Here is an 18,161-nt window from a genome sequence, read left to right as displayed (position 1 = left end):
ATTGCACGAAAAAGGAACCACTATATTTAAAAATTTTTATGCCATATTACCTCCAGATTTATAGTTATTAATACGATAACTTTTACCTTTTATGTTTAGTATATGAGCATGATGTACCACTCGATCAATAATTGCATGAGTTAATACTTCATCAGCAAATATTTCATTCCATTTTTCAAAATCCTTGTTTGTGGTAATAATGGTAGATTTATTTTCATATCGTTTAGCAATAATATTAAAAAAGTCTTCTACTGAATGTTTTGGCAATTGCTTAAACCCGAGCTCATCAAGAATTAATAAATCAAACGATAGGAGTAATTTAACCTTTTTGTGATAACTATTATCTGCTCTTGCAATATGTAAATTATAAAGCATATCCGATACCGTAGTAAAATATACAGAGTATTCTCGTGTTAAAGCTTTTAATGCTAGCCCAATGGCAAGATGAGTTTTCCCAGTTCCTGAATCACCTATGAATATTACATTTCCCTTAGTATTAATATAATCACAAGTTGATAAATCACTTATTACTTTGGCATCAACACTTGGTTGGAAATTAAAATCAAAGTCTTCTAAATTTTTAGTTACCGGCAATTTAGCAGCACTTTTACGGCGACGGTAATTATTATCCTTACGGTTAGATTTTTCATCTTCACATAATAGTGATAGAAATTCTTTAAATCCTAGTTTATTATTTTGAGCATAAATAATCCTTTCATTTAAACTATTGACTATACCTGATAATCTAAAGCTTCGTAGGTCATTAAATAAGTTCTGCATTATTACCTCCAAACTCTGGTAATGGTAAGTTTACTGCATTACTATTTAAAATATTCTTAATTTTAGAGTAAGAACTTATACCATAATGTAGTGCTCTATGACAGGCTTTATCTATTAAGTCATCATTGTAAACCTTACGTAAAGAAATGATACCTCGTGCACAACGTTGCCAATCATTCACTCTTGTTTGTTGTAATGATTCTAATAATAAACTGCAATTATTCCCTATCTGCTGCATTTGTTGTTGATAATGTTCACTATATTCTATAAAACCTGGGCATAGACGTTTGTATTTAGCATAATGAGACGGATTAGTGGTAAATATCCCCTTGCCCTCTGTTCTAACGTGTCTTGCTATTAAATCATTTTGTATAGAAAATATTTGAACAAGTTTTGGGGACAATTGTACCATTACCTCACTGTATATATATTTTGCTGGTACAGAGTAATAATTATTATCTATGGTAATATGACAATCTTTTGCTACTTTTCGATTATGCCAAGATGACAAATCAAAAGTTTCTAATGGTAAAGGAATCAAACTACTTCTTTCCTCTTGCTCAAACAGTTCTCTAGGTATTCTCTTAGTAGTACCATGTATTCGGCTATTGGCCTTATTTAACCAATTTGCAAGACCATTTGTTAATTCTTCATATCTATCAAATTTACGACCAGCAAAAAAATTATTTTTAACGTATTTTATTCCCGACTCAACTTTGCCTTTTTCTTGCGGTTGATACACTCGACAAGGAGAAAGTAAAATTCCATAATGATCGGCTAAGCACTTATATTCCTTCTGATATACTGGCTCATAAAAATTGGCATCTACTACTCCAGCTTTAAGATTATCAAGTTTTATTACTTTTGGACTACCAGCAAAATAATTAAATGCATTGATATGACATTGAATCCATGTTTGACAACTTTGATCAAACACTACTTCATAATAATCAAGGCGACTATAGCTTAAACGCATATTAAATACATATGCTTTAACTCTACGCCCTTTAGAATTATACTGTAAGCCTATGTCACCAAAATCTACTTGTGCTTCCTCTCCTGCTAAAGTATGAAAACGAATGCAACTGTTATCCTTAATTTTATATTTTTTGATATAACGGGTCAAAGAAGTATAACTGCTTGTATAACCTTGATTTTTTAACTCCTCAAAAATTCTTATGTAACTCAGATTTTTTTCTAATAACTCAATTATTTTTTCGTGCCAAAAATCCAAAACTGAAGATCGTTCATAGATTGCTGGGGATTCTGTACCAGCCTCTACATAGCGGTTTATTATTTTTCGTACTGTTTTGCGGTCTGTTCTTGTTAGTTTGGCAATATTCCTTTGACTATTGCCTTGTTTATAAAGGGTGATAATTGTTGTATACATATTTATTCTTATCATTGTATCACTAGATATTTACTTGCTTAATTATCTAGTGAATATTGCACATTAACCTTATTAGGTCACACCAACTTCTCTGGTCCCTTTTTCGTGCAATTTACTGGTCCCTTTTATTTTAGCAATGACATTCAGGGAAATACAGGCTGACCATCCCTCTTTTTCTTAAACTATCGTTATATTGTGACCAATTGGTTATTTTATATCTCGGCTTATCTATTTTTCTTGGCAAACCTGTTTTTGTTCTTTCTTTGTATGGCATTTTTAATTTATAACTTATCTATTCCAGAATATTATATGGTATTCTCTACATACTACCCTTCCTTTTTTATTACCCTTCCGAACAAAGCCTGAAAAAACATAAAAACCAAATGTACCTAATAAAAATCTTCATAGCCTTAGCTGTAATCACTGGCATAATATATCTATATTTATTTTACTCTTCGTTTGAACCATCTCAGATTTATATTAACAAAACTTACGCTATGTTTGATATAATGCCCATGAATTAAGGGATATTATGAAGTGCTTCACTATAAAACATTGCTGTGTAATAAGAGTTTTTAGCATATTTGCTATAACATAGCGTAAGTTTTGTTAATACAAAAGTTAGCGATAAAAATAATTCTCAAGCCATCAAATTCGCTCTTAAGGATCAAAAAGGAAAAGCTTTTAGTAGTAAAGATTTAAGAGGACATTTAAGCCTAATTTACTTTGGCGTTACTTACTCGTTAGATGATGAGAATGCATTAAAAAAATAGAGGATATTATAAAGATTTTACAAAAAGAACATATAGTAGTACAGACAGTATTTATTACTCTAGATCCAATAAATGATACAAGCGAAGTACTTAAAAAATATCTTGAAAATATAGATAATAATTTCATAGGTTTAACCGGTACAATAGATGATATTACGCAGGTTGCTAATGAATTCAAAGTATTTTATGAGCCAAAAACATTTGATACAGAAACCGATAAATATGAACTAAAACACTCTAATTTTATATATTTAATTAGTAGCGATGGAAAGTTTCTCAAACATTATTGCTTAGGCTTACCTAAGAATGATAGATAAAGGTTTTCGTCATTGCGATGAGGCGTTGCCTGCATGGATTAACTTTTGTCATCCCGTGGACAAGCAACTAGATGACACCTAAACTCATAACCCCACCAAGCTTTTTGTAAAATCGTGTCGGTTAAATATTTTCAAATCTTCTATCTGTTCGCCTATACCAATAAAATATATCGGTAAATTAAATTTCTGCACCACCCCAACAATCACGCCAGCTTTAGCACTTCCGTCAAGCTTGGTTACAATAAGACCGGTTAAATTAGTAGCATCGTTAAAATGCTCCACTTGGTTATAAGTATTTTGTCCAGTAATAGCATCTATCACTAAAACGCTATGAGTAGGGAGGTCCTCGTCTACTTTCTTGATAACTTTCACAATCTTAGTAAGCTCATCCATCAAGTTCTTTTTATTGTGAAGTCTGCCTGCCGTATCGATAAAAAGTACATCAATATTTTGCTTAATTGACTCTTCCATCGCTCTATAAGCAACGCTTGCGGGATCTGCTGCCTCTTCGCCGGTAATAAGCAAAGCTTTTGCTCTGGTCACCCAACTATCTAACTGATTTACGGCGGCGGCTCTGAACGTATCGCATGCGGCAACTGCTACTTTTTTATCCTGCATTCCATACATTGCAGCAAGCTTACCGATAGTTGTTGTTTTACCTGCACCATTAACACCGCATACTAAAACCACGTTTAATTTATTCTCATTTAAAGTAAAAGGAATTTCTGATTTTAATAATTGTTGTTCAATAAGATTTGCAAGAGTTTCTTTTATTTCGGTAGTTTCAACTTCTTTATCAAATTTGAGCGATTTAAACTCTTCGATAATTTTAGTTGCTACCAAACTCCCCATATCAGTCGAAATTAATAGCTCTTCCAATTCCTCTAATGTTTCTGCATCTAGTTTTTTCTTATAAAATATCTTATCAATACCGGCTGATATTTTACCTGAGGTCTTAGATAAACCTTGCTTTAATTTGCTAAATATTGAAATCATTTTTTGTTTATTAGTATTATGTCATACTGTGTGTTCATGATTATTATATCGTATTCTCGTGTGTTGGATTATTGCCTAACGTATCTAAGCAATACGGCTTTATATTTTCTTCAGGCACAATAGGTGGAGGCATACAACCCTTTGGTAGAGGTACAATATAACTCCATTCATCTGATTCTGACTCACAAGCAAGAGCGGTATTGGTTTCTAGAATCTTTACTTCTATACCTGCACTCCTAGAGCTACCAATTGATGGAGTGTAGCAATTTAGACCTCTTGTATTTACGTCACTATCAATATTACTTAGAGAACTATATTCGCTTACAGATACGATATTATTAGGATATATCGAGGGAGAAGGTTCACTGATGTTATTGTTTAATGCCGCTATGATGTTATCAACAACTAATAAGGCACTGTTACTCTCAGTAACATTTAATGGAATGTATACATTAGTTAAAGGATCATATCCACCGGCATTGGACCCTTTTTGAATTATAGGTATGTCATTTGGAATAAACGGACTTACTACATTCATAATTGGTAACATTTGCATCTCTCTTTTTATTTGCTAATCCTTGCTGTACAAATCCTTTCAGTGATTTCTTTTAATTTTTCTATTCGCTCAATAAGATAAAGCAGCTGTTCTTTCGTAATCTTATAATTTTTATTATATCGTGCATCAACATAAGCTTTTTTTAATAACTCAAAACATTCTTTTTGTTCAGGCGTTGCTATAGGAAAACTTGTAATAACTCACTATCATAATTTTTCGCCATGCCGCCTAATTCTTCTATATCATGCAACTTAGGTTTATAATTAGAAAAAACTAATAAAATTGCACTGTATAAACTTTCGGGAGCTTGATGAAGCAAAAAAACACTGATATTAAAAATTTCTTCTTCCAAAACATTTTTAGAAGTTTTTAAAAAATATTTACCACTCTTAAACCACTCTTCAAAATAATCTTGAGCTATTTCTTTTATCTCACTCCAAGGTAAATCTTTAGCCTCGCTTAAAATATACTCACCACTATCGTATAAAAGTATCCCTTCTTTTTTAAAATCGGTATAGAAATAACGTCCTTTTTCTAATTGTCTATTTATTTCTTCTATTGACTCAAGAATTATAGATATACGTGAATCATAAGGAATAATTTGATCTTTTATTACACCTTTTCTTTTTAATTTTGTATATATTCTATCTTTTAGGTTTAAAGTAGCATGACCTTTATACTTACTTTTTTAAAGATTATTAAAATATCCGTATCGCTATGATATCCGTTAGGTAGATCACGCACCCAGTCGCCTCGTGCAAAAGAGCCGTACAGGATAATCATGGCAATTTTATCTTGAGCAAGCTCTAAAATTTGCTGCACTATAAAATCAAGCCTACCCCTAATATGTAAAGAGCGTTCAGGTAATGCAGTTTTCATTTAATACCTATCCTTATCATCATACACCCCCCAAAGATCCTTTTTAGAAACCCAGCCAGTGTAATTTTTGCAGGTAATTTGGCAAAATTGTTCTTTGCATTTTTTTAAAGTGCAGCGAACTTTAGGCATTAATTTTGCTATTACTCTACTCTCTATATTTGCATATTTAAGTAATTTGATCTCTTGATCAGCAATAATAATTACTGATCTTCTACCTGATAAGACGCTTGAATGTATCCAACCACTTTCGCCATGAATATCACGCACTTGTCGCCACTGTTCATATTCGGCAATTATTTCTACTGGTTCACCTTTTTTAACAAAAACCCACTCTATTGCTGCTTTAGTTGTCGGACCACTTCGTGCATTAACTTCATTAGATTTTATTGAAACAAATCTTGGAATGGGTAACTTTTTATTATCGGCGTTAATTGTAGTTGATAGTATTATTGCAATTAAAGCAATGAGAATCTTAATCATTATACTCTACTTCTGATAAACTATCCTCTTTTTTTGCTACTATATAATTACCAAGCCTAAATTGTACTTTTATTCTATTAATTTCTTGCTCACTAATACCTATGAATTTTAAAACAGTACCACCAATTTGAAGACCTGTTTCATAACTTTCAGGGATAATAGTTGTTGCCCCTAAATCATAGAACTCTCTAGAATTTTTAAGGCTTTTTAACTTCACGATAACTTGCATATCAGGATAGTTAGCGGTAATTGTTTTAAGCGATTTCTTTATAGTTACTTGATTATTCATAGTAAGTATGATAGCAAGAGCCCTATCTGTACCAAGGGCTTTTAGAGTATCTGCCTGTGATACATCACCTTTAAAAACTGGAAAACCATCTGTTAACCCTCCCTTAACTCTATCTTCGTCTAAATCTAATATTACATAACTTGTCCCTTCCGCTTCTAGAACCCTTGCGACCATTTTACCAATATTACCAAGTCCCGCAATGATAATATGATTTGTTAAATCTCTTGCACCAAGCTCTATAATTTGGGTTGGGGTTTTGCCAAGACCTTTATCGACTTTTTCAGCAATTTTTCGTCCTAATGCTGCAAGCAGCGGGGTAAGTGCCATAGTAAATGTAACAACAAGCAATAGTATGTTAGCACTACTTTCTTCTAAAACACCACTTTCTTTACCTAAGCTAAATAATATGAAAGTGAATTCCCCGCCCTGCGATAATAAAAGCCCTGAATAAAAAGCAACACCTTTATTAAACCCAAATAAAATACAAAAAGCTGTTATTATCAAGGTTTTAATACCTATTAAAGCAATAGATAAAGTAAGGATATGAGATAGTTTTTCATACATTTCAAGTGCGTCGATATTCATACCTACAGTCATGAAGAATAGCCCTAAGAATAAACTTTTGAAAGGGTAAATGCTTTCTTCTGCTTGTAGTCTAAATTCAGTTTCAGCAACTAATACTCCAGCAACGAATGCTCCAAGTGCTAGCGATAAGCCAAAAGTTTCAGTAGCCCAAGCAGCAGAAAGCACTATTAACAAAGTCATTGAAATAGGTAACTCATTAGTACTATTACTTTCGGAAGATATGAATGAAAATATTGGACGAAGTAAAACACGACCAGCAACAAATATAGTGAGCAAAGCAGCAATGGCTTTTAAAAACGCAATACCAAGTGCTGTCGCAAGAGAAGCCTGACTATTACCGCTAAGCAGTGGCACTATTACAAGTAATGGTACTACAGCCAAATCTTGGAGCAGCAGAATTGCTAAAGAAATTCTACCGATTTGTGTTGATTGGCTACGATTTTCCTCAATGACCTGCATAACAAGGGCTGTAGATGAAAGTGCAAGTCCGCCTCCAGTAATGATAGCAGCACTACTATTGCCGTCTATAAGCACCATCGCACCGGCAATTACTATGGCGGTTGTTAGAACTTGTAAAGTACCAAGCCCAAAAACGTATCGCCTCATAGCTTTTAATCGCTCGAAAGATAGCTCAAGCCCTATCGCAAATAATAGAAATACTACACCAAGTTCGCCAAGTAACTTAGTCTGGTCATAAGTTACAATTTTTAGACCATGATCACCAATTGCAGCCCCAGCAATCAAATAGCCAAGTACTGGGCTTAACTTAAAACGCTTAAGTACAGATACGATAAAGACTGCGGTACCAAGTAAAATTATAACATTAATAAGTATGTGATCGTTCATTTAAAAATATTTATTTTTTCCAAATTTCTTCAAGTTTAAAATGTGTTCTTGCTTCAGGATAAAAGATATTAACCAAAATAGTACCTGCGTCTATTAGTACCCACTCTGATTTACCAAGCCCTTCTATATTAGTGCTTATACCGGCTTTATTTTTTAACTCTAATGCCACATATTCAGCTATTGCTCCAACATTCTTAGTTGACCTACCGTTAGCAAATATAATATAATCAGCTATCTTATTTTTACCACTCAAGTCAATTACATCGATATCTTCTGCTTTCTTTTCATTTAGACATTCTAAAATAAATAATTTTAGTTCTTCGCTTTCTTTTTTCATATTACTGTAATATATTATTTTAGTATTAATTATATTCGCAAGAATCATTATTATCAATAGAACTCTATAGATAATATATTAATTAATAACGTATATATTATATATTAATTAATAAAATAATGGCAATATCTGCAGAAGAATTAGAAAAAATACTCAAAAAATCTTTTCCAAATGGTGTAATTAAAATTACCGATTTAGTAGGTGATCAAGACCATTATGCATTAGAATTATCAGATATACAGTTTAAAGGACTTACTTTAATTAATCAACATAAACTAGTAAAAAATGCTCTATCTGAGGTATTAAATAAAAAACTTCATGCAATTACGATAAAAACCATTGTAATTTAGTAATAAGTCAAGTCAGATAAATTTACCTAACTTTCTACGTTAATTGCTCTAATTCTTGTTTTATTTCTTTAACTATTAAATGATGAGACCCAGATTTATCATCTATAATGTTAAGGATTTTTAATAATTGTTTTTTATCTGTCAATCTTAGATTTTTTTTAAATTTCAAGGCATTCTTGATCATTTATAATTTCATAAATTATTGCCTTAAAACATTCAAGATTGTAACATAAATCTTTTACTTACTTAGAATAGTTGTTACATACATATCATTAGGATAAGCTTCTATATCATAAATTAAGTGTAGAAGTCAAGATTTGATCTTACAGACACTATAAATTTTGCACCTGATTGTCAGTTAAGTTTTGACTGTCAGATATATAATCAAGATACAAGATTTCATTATTCTTTTCAACAGCTAATTTCTTACTATCCTTAAAAGTTTGCATAGGAGTTTTTCCATAACAATATTTACCAGAATGAGGTCTTTCATTATTGAAATACTCTAGCCAGATATCAAGATCTAATTGTAGGTCATCAAGATCTGTATAAATCTTTTTCCGCATTGCTGTATCAAAGAATTCTTGTTTCATAGTTTTATTAAAACGCTCACACATGCCGTTTGTTTGTGAAGAATATGCTTTAGTAGTAGTATGCTCTATACCTTCGATACTTAGAAATAATTCAAAAGCATGATGCTCTATATTCCCCTTATATTCTGACCGGCTTTGTTCGGAAGGGTAATAAAAAAGGAAGGGTAGTATGTAGAGAATACCATATAATATTCTGGAATAGATAAGTTATAAATTAAAAATGCCATACAAAGAAAGAACAAAAACAGGTTTGCCAAGAAAAATAGATAAGCCGAGATATAACAAAACTTACGCTATGTTTGGTTCTAAATATCGTAAAGATGGAGAACGCAGCTGTTGTTGCATATAGTCATCTAAAAGCCCTAACTTTATTTGGTAAACCGTTTTACCGATTGTATTTGCAGTCCTTTTGAGAAATGCCCAAACTAAAAATGCCCAACTAATATGATTACGTTGAATACGCTGTTTCCTGCATTGACAACGTTCTATCCCAGTAAGTTGCTTAATTTCTCTGTGCATGCTCTCAATTACCCATCGAAAGCCACACTCATCTTGTGCAGCTTTAGAAGATTTGTGAGTTTTGTTATTGGTAACAACATACTCAACTCTGTTGGTAGAAACAGTAAATTTAAACAAATTAACATGCTTATTTTTAGCAAAGCCCTTTATATGAATCTCTACTCCATGCCTGATCTCTTCATCTGAAAATGTCAACTCTTTTACAGCTTTATAAGGTTTAGAATCGTGTGTTTTACTAACGTTTCTATTGGCTTTAATAGGGGCATAATAATATTTCCCCAGAGAGTCAACATGTTGCATAATTTTGTGTGTAGAATACCATGTGTCAAAAAGTACTGTTTGAAAAGGAATCTTCTTGCTATAAACAGCATTATTTAACATGTTTAATAGGTGTTCTAGTTTTGTTGCTCCATCATGATCAGGTGCAAAAATTCGATAATCTATTACCCAAAACTTATTAATATCAGGGTTATAATATACCAGACTCACTACTCCTATACCTTTAGTAACTCTACCTGTAGCTCCACTGTACTGCGATCTTGCAATTTCTATTTGCTTCGTATTCCTTTTATTTGAAACCGTATCATCAAATATTGTATATCCATTAGATGAAAAAATAACATCATTCTTGATGTGTTCCCATAACAAAGAAGGTGTATATTTTTCATTCCTTAAAAATCTATTAATAACATCATGACTACATTTCTTTGCATGTTCAACGTAGTAGGTTAAACTATAATTCTTTTGGCTAACTATTAAAAATTGACAATAATCTGTCCTATTAATTGGTATTGCTTGCAACTTTATCCTCTTTGACATGTTTAATTATTTTTACAATAATTTATCACTTTTTTACTCATAGCGTAAGTTTTGTACTTTAAAAAACTGATTAATGGGGAGTGATTAGTTCTGCCCGCATGGATCGAGAGTCGTCTGAGCTATGCGAATGAAATGAGCGTGGCAATCCAGAAAAAATAATAAAAAATGCTATAAATTAGCATTTTTCATACTTCCTTACTTCGTAATTTCCTCGCAATGACGTTTTAAACGAAAATCACACTCCGTGTCGCTCAACAATTAGACCTTTTATCTCAGAAATAGCCTTAGCAGGATTTAGACCTTTCGGACAGGTTTTAGTACAATTCATGATCGTATGACATCTATAGAGCTTGAACAGATCTTCTAACGCCTCTAGACGCTCACCTGTATGATCATCCCGTGAGTCGGCAATCCATCTATATGCCTGAAGTAAAATTGCAGGACCTAAATATTTATCCCCATTCCACCAATAGCTAGGGCAAGAAGTAGAACAGCATGCACATAATATACATTCATATAATCCGTCAAACTTCTCTCGATCTTTAATCGACTGCAATCTTTCAGCGTTGGATGGAGCAGGACTATCGGTTTTAAGCCATGGCTCTATAGATTCATATTGTGCATAAAATTGCGACATATCAGGTACTAGATCTTTCACCACTTTCATATGAGGAAGTGGATAGATTTTAATATCGCCTGAAATTTCTTCTATAGGCTTAATACATGCTAAAGTATTTGTGCCATCAATATTCATTGCACAACTACCACAAATTCCCTCACGACAAGAACGTCTAAAAGTCATAGTAGAATCAATTTCGTTTTTGATTTTAATTAAAGCGTCCAAGACCATTGGACCGGTTTTGCTTAAATCTATTTCAAAACTATCAATAGTAGGATTCTCATCAAGCTCAGGATCATATCTATAAATTTTTATTTTTCTAAGATTAGATACATCACCTTTTGCTTTATGTTCCTTACCTTTTTTTACAACTGAATTTGGCGGTAACCTTAACTCTGCCATTTAAGTACTCTTTTAAAATTTAACGAAATAATTAGTTAATTCATAATCTTTCATACCATCAACAAAATCTTTAATCTTTAATTGAATGTTATTACCGGGGTGCTTAATTGAATCTTTAGGAATTGTTTTGCTTAAAGAACCATTACCACCTTTTCTCTGAATTACGATATAATTACCTATAATAATATTACCTTTATTTGTAAAAATACAAAACTTACGCTATGTTTGATATAATGCCCATGAATTAAGGGATATTATGAAGTGCTTCACTATAAAACATTGCTGTGTAATAAGAGTTTTTAGCATATTTGCTATAACATAGCGTAAGTTTTGAATAATATCATAATTTAAAGATTTGAGAATATCTTTCATTGCATATATACGCATTAAATTTTCTTCTCTCTGGTATAAAACTAACAACTCTCTAATCTTCATTTGAAAATGACCATTTAACTATTTCTTTAGCAATAGGCTGGAAAATTGATAATATTTTTTCTTGTTCTTCTAATGGAATTAGATTTGATTTAACATTTTTTGATTTATTGATTATTTGGTTCTGTAAATAATCTAGGCAATCTAAATTAAATACTTTACAAAAATTACTTATTGATGCTCTTGTAAGCTGATTATACGCAAATGCTTTTTTATACGCTTTAATACTTACATCTATATTATGACCACAACTAAAACCTATTTTAACATCAGATTTTTCTGCGTACATGCCGATTAATAGCGTGTAAAAAACTACCTTTTATTCCAAAAATATCTCTAACTTTATCAATTATGTCAGAATGATTAACAATACTATTCTTAAAAGCAGTTCAGCATCTTTGCCTATATATGCATTTCTATTACTCACTAATTGAGTCATAAATATTTGCTACTATTTGTGGAATTACTGCATTACCTAGTTGTCTATAGCCCTTTAAACCATCTGCAACATAATGATCTTTAGGAAAACCCATTAAAGATTTACATTCATTAATTGATAATCTTCTTACTCTACCATTTATATAATATAGACTTGTTCTAGCACCAACACCGCCCCCAAAAGCTGATAAAGTAATAGAATGACCGAAAGGACTATAAATCCTCTCACCTTGACCACCTTTATTAACTTGTCCTATTCTAATTGGTTTTAACTGCTTCTCAACAGAATTAGCATTTAAAACAATATCACTTCTATCAAATATATAAATTCTTATCAATATCTTTCTCTAAAATATCATTGAGAAAAACATTTTCATATGATTCTTTTGGTTTTATATATTTTAGATTATATTCACTACTAAAGTCTTTTCGTAAGCAAACAAAATAAACCCTTTTTCGAGCTTGCGGCACGCCAAATAGAGAAGCATTTAATATATGTCTATATACCTTATAACCAATTTCTTCTAATTTTTGATCTATGATTTTAATTACATTTCTGTTATCAATATTCAGAATGTTTTTTACATTCTCGAGCAATAATATATAAGGTTTATGATATTGTGCTATTCTTATTATTTCATAAAATAGTTTGCCGTTATTATCTTCTATACCACCTCTTTTACCTGAAATACTAAAAGATTGACAAGGGAAGCCAGCACATAAGATATCATGTTTAGGAATTTTATTTGCCGGTATCTCAGTAATGTCACCATGTGGTTTATCACCAAAATTTCTTTTATATGCCTCTTGTACATCCTTATCTATGTCAGATGAAAAAACACACTCAAGATTCTTGCTTTCAAGAGCCTTTCTAAAACCACCAATACCGCAAAATAAATCTATAAACTTATACATTTGAATTCCCAAAACTACATTTATTAGCTTTTATCTTCCTTTTTAGCTTTAATTGGTTTTGCTTTCTTAAGGTCTTTTTCTTCGGCTATTTTTATGGTAGATGATGCCGCACCAAAAGGAAAGTTATTTTCTTCTTCAGAGTCTAGCTGTCTGCTGCTAAGTAAATTTTTGATTTGCTGACCTGATAATGTTTCATATTCTATTAAGGCTTTAGCAAGTATATGAAGTTGATCTAGGTGCTTAGTTAAAATGTCTTTTGCTAAATCATAGCCGGTAGTAACAATTTTCTTTACTTCTTCATCTATTAACTCTGAAGTACTTTCCGATCTATCACTAGAACTATTTCTATTAGTATACATATCTTCACTAGCACTTCCGTGATATACAGGACCGACCTTATCGCTAAGCCCCCAATCGGTAACCATTGCCTTTGCCATTCTGGTTGCCATCTTTATATCTGATGATGCCCCTGAAGTTACCTTTTCTTTACCAAATATAATTTCTTCAGCTACTCTACCAGCCATGGCTACCGCAATATCTGCCTCCATCTTATCACGTGGCATTGAAAAACGATCATTTTCTGGTAATCTCATAACCATACCAAGAGCCCTACCACGTGGAATAATCGTAGCTTTATGAATAGGATCAGAAGCGGGACAGTATAAACCAACTAAAGCATGCCCTCCCTCATGATATGCAGTTAATTTTTTCTGCTCGTCAGACATAATCATTGAGCGACGCTCAACCCCCATCATGACCTTATCTTTTGCTTCTTCCAAATCATGCATTTCTACTTCTTTTTTATTACGCCTTGCAGCAATAAGAGCAGCTTCATTAACTAAATTAGCAAGTTCAGCACCAGAAAATCCTGGTGTTCCTCTGGCAATAATTCTTGGTACGATTTTAGTGCTGTATTTTACTTTCTTTAAATGCACTTGTAGTATTTTTTCTCGTCCATCAATATCAGGATTTGAGACAGTAATTTGCCTATCGAACCTACCTGGTCTTAATAAAGCGTTATCAAGTACGTCAGGGCGGTTGGTAGCTGCAATAATCACAACTCCTTCGTTTGCTTCAAACCCGTCCATCTCAACTAACATCTGATTCAGGGTTTGCTCACGCTCATCATTGCCGCCGCCCATACCAATACCTCTATGGCGACCTACAGCATCGATCTCATCAATAAAGATAATACAAGGGGCATTACGCTTGCCCTGCTCAAACATATCACGCACACGGCTAGCACCAACGCCTACAAACATCTCAACGAAATCAGAACCAGAGATGCTAAAAAATGGTACGTTAGCCTCGCCGGCAATTGCCTTAGCAAGTAGCGTCTTACCTGTTCCTGGTGGACCTATAAGCAAACAACCTTTCGGTATTTTACCGCCAAGCTTTTGGAACTTGCTAGGGTCTCTTAAAAAATCTACTATTTCGGTTAATTCGTCTTTTGCTTCGTCAATACCAGCTACATCTTTGAAAGTTATTTTTGGACCCTTATCCGACAAAAGTTTGGCTTTAGATTTACCAAACCCCATAGCTTTACCGCCGCCATGCATTTGTCGCATAAAGAAAACCCAAACACCGATTAATAAAAGCATCGGAAACCAAGAAATTAAGAAGCTTAAAAAGGTGTTCATTCTTGTTTCAGGCGGAACGACTTCTATATTAACGTCATTATTATTTAGACGATTTACTAAATCAGGATAATCAGGAGCGTAAGTACTAAAACTAGAACCATCATTTGAAGTTCCTTCTATTATTCTTCCTTGAATTTTAACCGAGTTAACAGTTTTCTCATCGACTTTTGTTAAAAATTCTGAGAAAGATATATTATTTTTACTGCTAAATAACCCGTCAGACTGAAAAACATTGAAAAGCAGTATTACAAAAACAAAAATTACTGCCCAAACTATAATATTTTTACCTTGATTATTCATTGATACAAAACCTAACAAAAATCATTAATTATAAACAAAAACATTTTTACCAGTTTAATTAACTGACTCAGTAAAAATGTGTAAAACGAGATGTAAAATCCGGAGCAAAAGAGACGTTAAAACTCTTTATGTCGTTATCATAGTACGATATATGTGGTATTGCTACAACTTTTTCAAGTATTTTAATAATAGGTAAGGTAAATAAAATCGCATTGTGGTTTCCACAAGATAGGTTTTTTAAAACTTCTAGATCTAGTTCTTTCTTGATTATTTTATAATCTTCTAGCGATAAATATGTTGCTACACAATTTTCTATGTCATGATTTTTTGTAATACGGAAACGATTATCCCAAACAACCTGCTTATCTAATAATAACTTACTTTCTGGTAGCTTTTTACCAAACTCCCGATATATTAATAATTCATTTTGCATACGCTTAATTACGCAACCATGCAAAGTATTTTTAAAATCCAAACTTTGCGTAATTAATTTTAAAATAGGCTCTACCGAATAGAAACGAGCCGAGCGTTGCTGTCCGCTAATTATTATCAATAAAAAGTTAATTAGCTGCACTCGTACTTCTTGTGAAAATCCGCTAAATTTAATTAAATCAAGAAAAGCAAAGCCATATTCAGATATCTTTACCGATACGGCTATTGCGGATATTAATTCCGGTTTAAACTTATTTTCTACTAATTCATTAACTTTAATCTGCTCAGTAATTATATCATCTTTAATATAATCTTCCTCTTTAGCTAATTTCAGCCGAATAGTATTACGTCTATATTTAGTCGATAAATTTGATTGATCTTCAAACCATTTAATATTATTTGTAACTAAATAGTTTACTAATTCGCTTTTAGGAATATTAAACAGAGGTCTAATTATTTGCGTATTATTATGCCAGTTTACGCTGCTGCTGCTAAGTCCGAATACGCCGCTTTTACGCTCTAATCTAAGGCAAAAATTTTCTATATAATCATCTTCATGGTGAGCGGTTAATAGAACTAATATATCAAGCTTCTGGCACAATGAAGTCATTAAATCATAACGTCCTTTTCTTGCTCGCTCCTGTAAATTAGAAAAATTATTTTGATGATCGAAAAAAAGGCTATAAAACTTAAAACCTAAATCGTTAGCAGTATTTTGGATATACTCAATTTCCTGCTTTGATTGCTCTCTTAAATTATGGTCAACCGATAAAACAAACAGCTCTATATTATTTTTTTTAGCCCAGATACTTGCAAGGTAAAGCAGTGCTACGGAATCACTACCGCCAGAAACCGCAATAGCTATTTTAGATAAGCCAAAACCCCCTATTAAATTATTGATGTTGTGTTCAAATTTTTCGTATAGCATAAAATCACTTACTATATGGGATTGTTAACATGAGTATATACTTTTTGAACACCAAGAAAGGCTAGCAGAAGTAATAAAAGAAAACAACATATTTATTGGAATAGATTTGATGTAAATGTTTTTCAATTAAATTGTATTATTTGGCACTTTATAGCTTTTATATTATCAAAACTTACGCTATGTTTGGTTCTAAATATCGTAAAGATGGAGAACGCAGCTGTTGTTGCATATAGTCATCTAAAAGCCCTAACTTTATTTGGTAACCCGTTTTACCGATTGTATTTGCAGTCCTTTTGAGAAATGCCCAAACTAAAAATGCACAACTATATGCAACGACAGTTTTCTTTGCCGGTTATGGTGGTAGTGTATTGCTCATCCCAATCTCCTTGTTATCTATTGTATTACTTCAGTTTTAAATTGTTTGAATGTTGTCATCCCTCATTCTTATTAGGATTTAAATCATAATTAAGCATTATAAATAACTCATTTAGAGCATCTTTAGAAGAATAATTCTTATTGCCTTCGTAATGTGTTGTAGCAACTAATTCCTTTATCACTGCTCTTATTGATAACCATACAATTAAATTATCATGTTTTTGCCTATTATAATGTATTGATATCCTTTCAAATTCAGGATAATTAGCTATATCTTCTTCTTCAACATATGGCATGAACATTGCTAATGATTCATTCACCATTGCTTTATCTGGAGAGCTGGCTAATATTTCTTTTCCTACTGCATCATTTAGATTTATCACATGATTAATATGAAAATTCAAGTGAAAATGCAAGGACTAAGTAGAACAAAACCTATAAATTTTCTGCCCAAATTTCATTGGGGGTTTTATAACCAAAAATCTTTCTTGGCATGTTATTTAAAATCTCAGCAACATTGTCAAGACCTCTTTGTGTAACGGTAGTAATATCTGTATTTTTAGGTAAAATTCTATGAATCATAGAATTCATTTTTTCCACTAATGCTTTTTGTCTAGGGCGGTATGGATCACAAAAGAAAGTTTGAAACCCAGATAGTCTATAGGCAACATGCCCCACAAACTCTTTGCCATTATCCATAGTAATAGTCTTTCTCACACTATTTGGAAGAGTTTTTATCTTTCTTAAAAAACCATTGGTAACTGTTGTAGCTCTCTTGGAGTTATTCAGCACTAAAATAATCTTTTGACTCTTTTTATCCACCAGTGCACCAATATTCATACTTTGATTACCTTTATGAAATGTAAGATCTGCCTCAAAATGCCCTACTTCTACCTTTTTCGTAGCTATTGCATCACGCTGATGTATTGAGATCCTTTGTGGTATAATGATCCTTTGACGCCTCTTCCCTCTTTCTTGCCTTTTATATCTTTTAGAAGGTAAATAGCTATATAACTTTAATTTAGCTGCTACTGCAGAAGTGTAAACAAATCTATATATACTTTCTGTACTGATACACAAAGCTGTATTTTTGTCTAGTTTTAACTTTCCGGCTATATAGCTTAATGCGATAAGGTAGTGACTTATAGTATGAGTTGGATTATACTAAATG

At 32.3% G+C, this 18,161-nt stretch carries 20 protein-coding genes and 2 pseudogenes; 2 read left to right on the top strand and 20 right to left on the bottom strand.

Going from position 1 to position 18,161, the window contains the following annotated elements; all coding sequences use genetic code 11:
* Positions 1 to 36: 36 nt before the first annotated feature.
* From istB to AAGD55_RS11885, 3 genes are all read right to left on the bottom strand, one after another.
* The gene (istB, locus tag AAGD55_RS11895) at positions 37 to 780 is read right to left on the bottom strand and encodes an IS21-like element helper ATPase IstB (RefSeq protein WP_341790851.1); all 744 of its coding nucleotides are present in this window, start codon (positions 778 to 780) and stop codon (positions 37 to 39) included.
* Positions 764 to 2,170, bottom strand: coding sequence for an IS21 family transposase (gene istA / locus AAGD55_RS11890; RefSeq protein WP_341790850.1), 1,407 nt, complete (start codon positions 2,168 to 2,170; stop codon positions 764 to 766). The genes istB and istA overlap by 17 nt, the downstream gene beginning before the upstream one ends.
* A gap of 130 nt (positions 2,171 to 2,300) precedes the next feature.
* Complete coding sequence (locus AAGD55_RS11885) at positions 2,301 to 2,444, bottom strand: hypothetical protein (protein WP_341791605.1); 144 nt, start codon at positions 2,442 to 2,444, stop codon at positions 2,301 to 2,303.
* Positions 2,445 to 2,532: 88 nt separating this feature from the next.
* Between AAGD55_RS11885 and AAGD55_RS12475 the strand changes: the two are divergent.
* A pseudogene (locus tag AAGD55_RS12475) lies at positions 2,533 to 3,260 on the top strand (SCO family protein).
* Positions 3,261 to 3,344: 84 nt separating this feature from the next.
* On the opposite strand, the gene ftsY reads toward AAGD55_RS12475, so the two are convergent.
* The 7 genes from ftsY to rsfS form a co-directional block, all read right to left on the bottom strand.
* A complete protein-coding gene (gene ftsY / locus AAGD55_RS11870; protein WP_341791604.1) occupies positions 3,345 to 4,256 on the bottom strand; it encodes a signal recognition particle-docking protein FtsY in 912 nt (303 codons plus the stop codon).
* A gap of 43 nt (positions 4,257 to 4,299) precedes the next feature.
* Entirely contained in the window at positions 4,300 to 4,812 is a 513-nt protein-coding gene (locus AAGD55_RS11865) for a hypothetical protein (RefSeq protein WP_341791603.1), read from the bottom strand.
* Between the two features lie 178 nt (positions 4,813 to 4,990).
* Positions 4,991 to 5,164, bottom strand: coding sequence for a hypothetical protein (locus AAGD55_RS11860; RefSeq protein ID WP_341791602.1), 174 nt, complete (start codon positions 5,162 to 5,164; stop codon positions 4,991 to 4,993).
* Between the two features lie 305 nt (positions 5,165 to 5,469).
* Positions 5,470 to 5,691 (bottom strand): nucleotidyltransferase domain-containing protein, encoded by a 222-nt coding sequence (locus tag AAGD55_RS11855; protein ID WP_341791601.1) that lies wholly within the window; start codon positions 5,689 to 5,691, stop codon positions 5,470 to 5,472.
* On the bottom strand, positions 5,692 to 6,171 hold the full coding sequence (locus AAGD55_RS11850; RefSeq protein WP_341791600.1) for an SH3 domain-containing protein: 480 nt from the start codon (positions 6,169 to 6,171) through the stop codon (positions 5,692 to 5,694).
* Positions 6,164 to 7,891, bottom strand: a complete 1,728-nt coding sequence (locus AAGD55_RS11845) for a monovalent cation:proton antiporter-2 (CPA2) family protein (RefSeq protein ID WP_341791599.1) — start codon at positions 7,889 to 7,891, stop codon at positions 6,164 to 6,166. The genes AAGD55_RS11850 and AAGD55_RS11845 overlap by 8 nt, the downstream gene beginning before the upstream one ends.
* A 10-nt stretch (positions 7,892 to 7,901) precedes the next feature.
* Positions 7,902 to 8,228 (bottom strand): ribosome silencing factor, encoded by a 327-nt coding sequence (rsfS, locus tag AAGD55_RS11840; protein ID WP_011476714.1) that lies wholly within the window; start codon positions 8,226 to 8,228, stop codon positions 7,902 to 7,904.
* 119 nt (positions 8,229 to 8,347) lie between these two features.
* On the opposite strand from rsfS, the gene AAGD55_RS11835 reads away from it, so the two are divergent.
* A complete protein-coding gene (locus AAGD55_RS11835; protein ID WP_341791598.1) occupies positions 8,348 to 8,578 on the top strand; it encodes a BolA/IbaG family iron-sulfur metabolism protein in 231 nt (76 codons plus the stop codon).
* A gap of 332 nt (positions 8,579 to 8,910) precedes the next feature.
* Here the strand turns inward: AAGD55_RS11835 and AAGD55_RS11830 are convergent.
* The 10 genes and pseudogenes from AAGD55_RS11830 to AAGD55_RS11785 form a co-directional block, all read right to left on the bottom strand.
* Positions 8,911 to 9,300 (bottom strand): annotated as a pseudogene (locus AAGD55_RS11830) (integrase core domain-containing protein); the annotation flags it as partial.
* 159 nt (positions 9,301 to 9,459) lie between these two features.
* Positions 9,460 to 10,509, bottom strand: a complete 1,050-nt coding sequence (locus AAGD55_RS11825; RefSeq protein WP_341791597.1) for a transposase — start codon at positions 10,507 to 10,509, stop codon at positions 9,460 to 9,462.
* 235 nt (positions 10,510 to 10,744) lie between these two features.
* Positions 10,745 to 11,530: a succinate dehydrogenase iron-sulfur subunit gene (locus AAGD55_RS11820; protein WP_341791596.1), complete on the bottom strand. Its 786-nt coding sequence runs from the start codon at positions 11,528 to 11,530 to the stop codon at positions 10,745 to 10,747.
* Between the two features lie 424 nt (positions 11,531 to 11,954).
* Entirely contained in the window at positions 11,955 to 12,251 is a 297-nt protein-coding gene (locus AAGD55_RS11815; RefSeq protein ID WP_341791595.1) for a hypothetical protein, read from the bottom strand.
* Between the two features lie 130 nt (positions 12,252 to 12,381).
* Positions 12,382 to 12,738, bottom strand: coding sequence for a DNA cytosine methyltransferase (locus tag AAGD55_RS11810; protein WP_341791594.1), 357 nt, complete (start codon positions 12,736 to 12,738; stop codon positions 12,382 to 12,384).
* Positions 12,716 to 13,315 carry a DNA cytosine methyltransferase gene (locus tag AAGD55_RS11805; RefSeq protein WP_341791593.1) on the bottom strand — a complete coding sequence of 200 codons (600 nt, stop codon included), beginning with the start codon at positions 13,313 to 13,315 and terminating at the stop codon, positions 12,716 to 12,718. The genes AAGD55_RS11810 and AAGD55_RS11805 overlap by 23 nt, the downstream gene beginning before the upstream one ends.
* 23 nt (positions 13,316 to 13,338) lie before the next feature.
* The gene (ftsH, locus tag AAGD55_RS11800) at positions 13,339 to 15,255 is read right to left on the bottom strand and encodes an ATP-dependent zinc metalloprotease FtsH (RefSeq protein ID WP_341792602.1); all 1,917 of its coding nucleotides are present in this window, start codon (positions 15,253 to 15,255) and stop codon (positions 13,339 to 13,341) included.
* A 67-nt stretch (positions 15,256 to 15,322) separates the two neighbouring features.
* Positions 15,323 to 16,615 (bottom strand): tRNA lysidine(34) synthetase TilS, encoded by a 1,293-nt coding sequence (tilS, locus tag AAGD55_RS11795; RefSeq protein WP_341791592.1) that lies wholly within the window; start codon positions 16,613 to 16,615, stop codon positions 15,323 to 15,325.
* A 431-nt stretch (positions 16,616 to 17,046) separates the two neighbouring features.
* A complete protein-coding gene (locus AAGD55_RS11790) occupies positions 17,047 to 17,394 on the bottom strand; it encodes a hypothetical protein (RefSeq protein WP_341791591.1) in 348 nt (115 codons plus the stop codon).
* Positions 17,395 to 17,425: 31 nt separating this feature from the next.
* Positions 17,426 to 18,070 carry an IS30 family transposase gene (locus AAGD55_RS11785; RefSeq protein ID WP_341791590.1) on the bottom strand — a complete coding sequence of 215 codons (645 nt, stop codon included), beginning with the start codon at positions 18,068 to 18,070 and terminating at the stop codon, positions 17,426 to 17,428.
* Positions 18,071 to 18,161 lie beyond the last annotated feature (91 nt).

The sequence above is a fragment of the Rickettsia endosymbiont of Gonocerus acuteangulatus genome (genome assembly GCF_964026435.1).
GTDB lineage: Bacteria > Pseudomonadota > Alphaproteobacteria > Rickettsiales > Rickettsiaceae > Rickettsia.
This window is presented reverse-complemented; position numbering and strand designations above follow the sequence as displayed.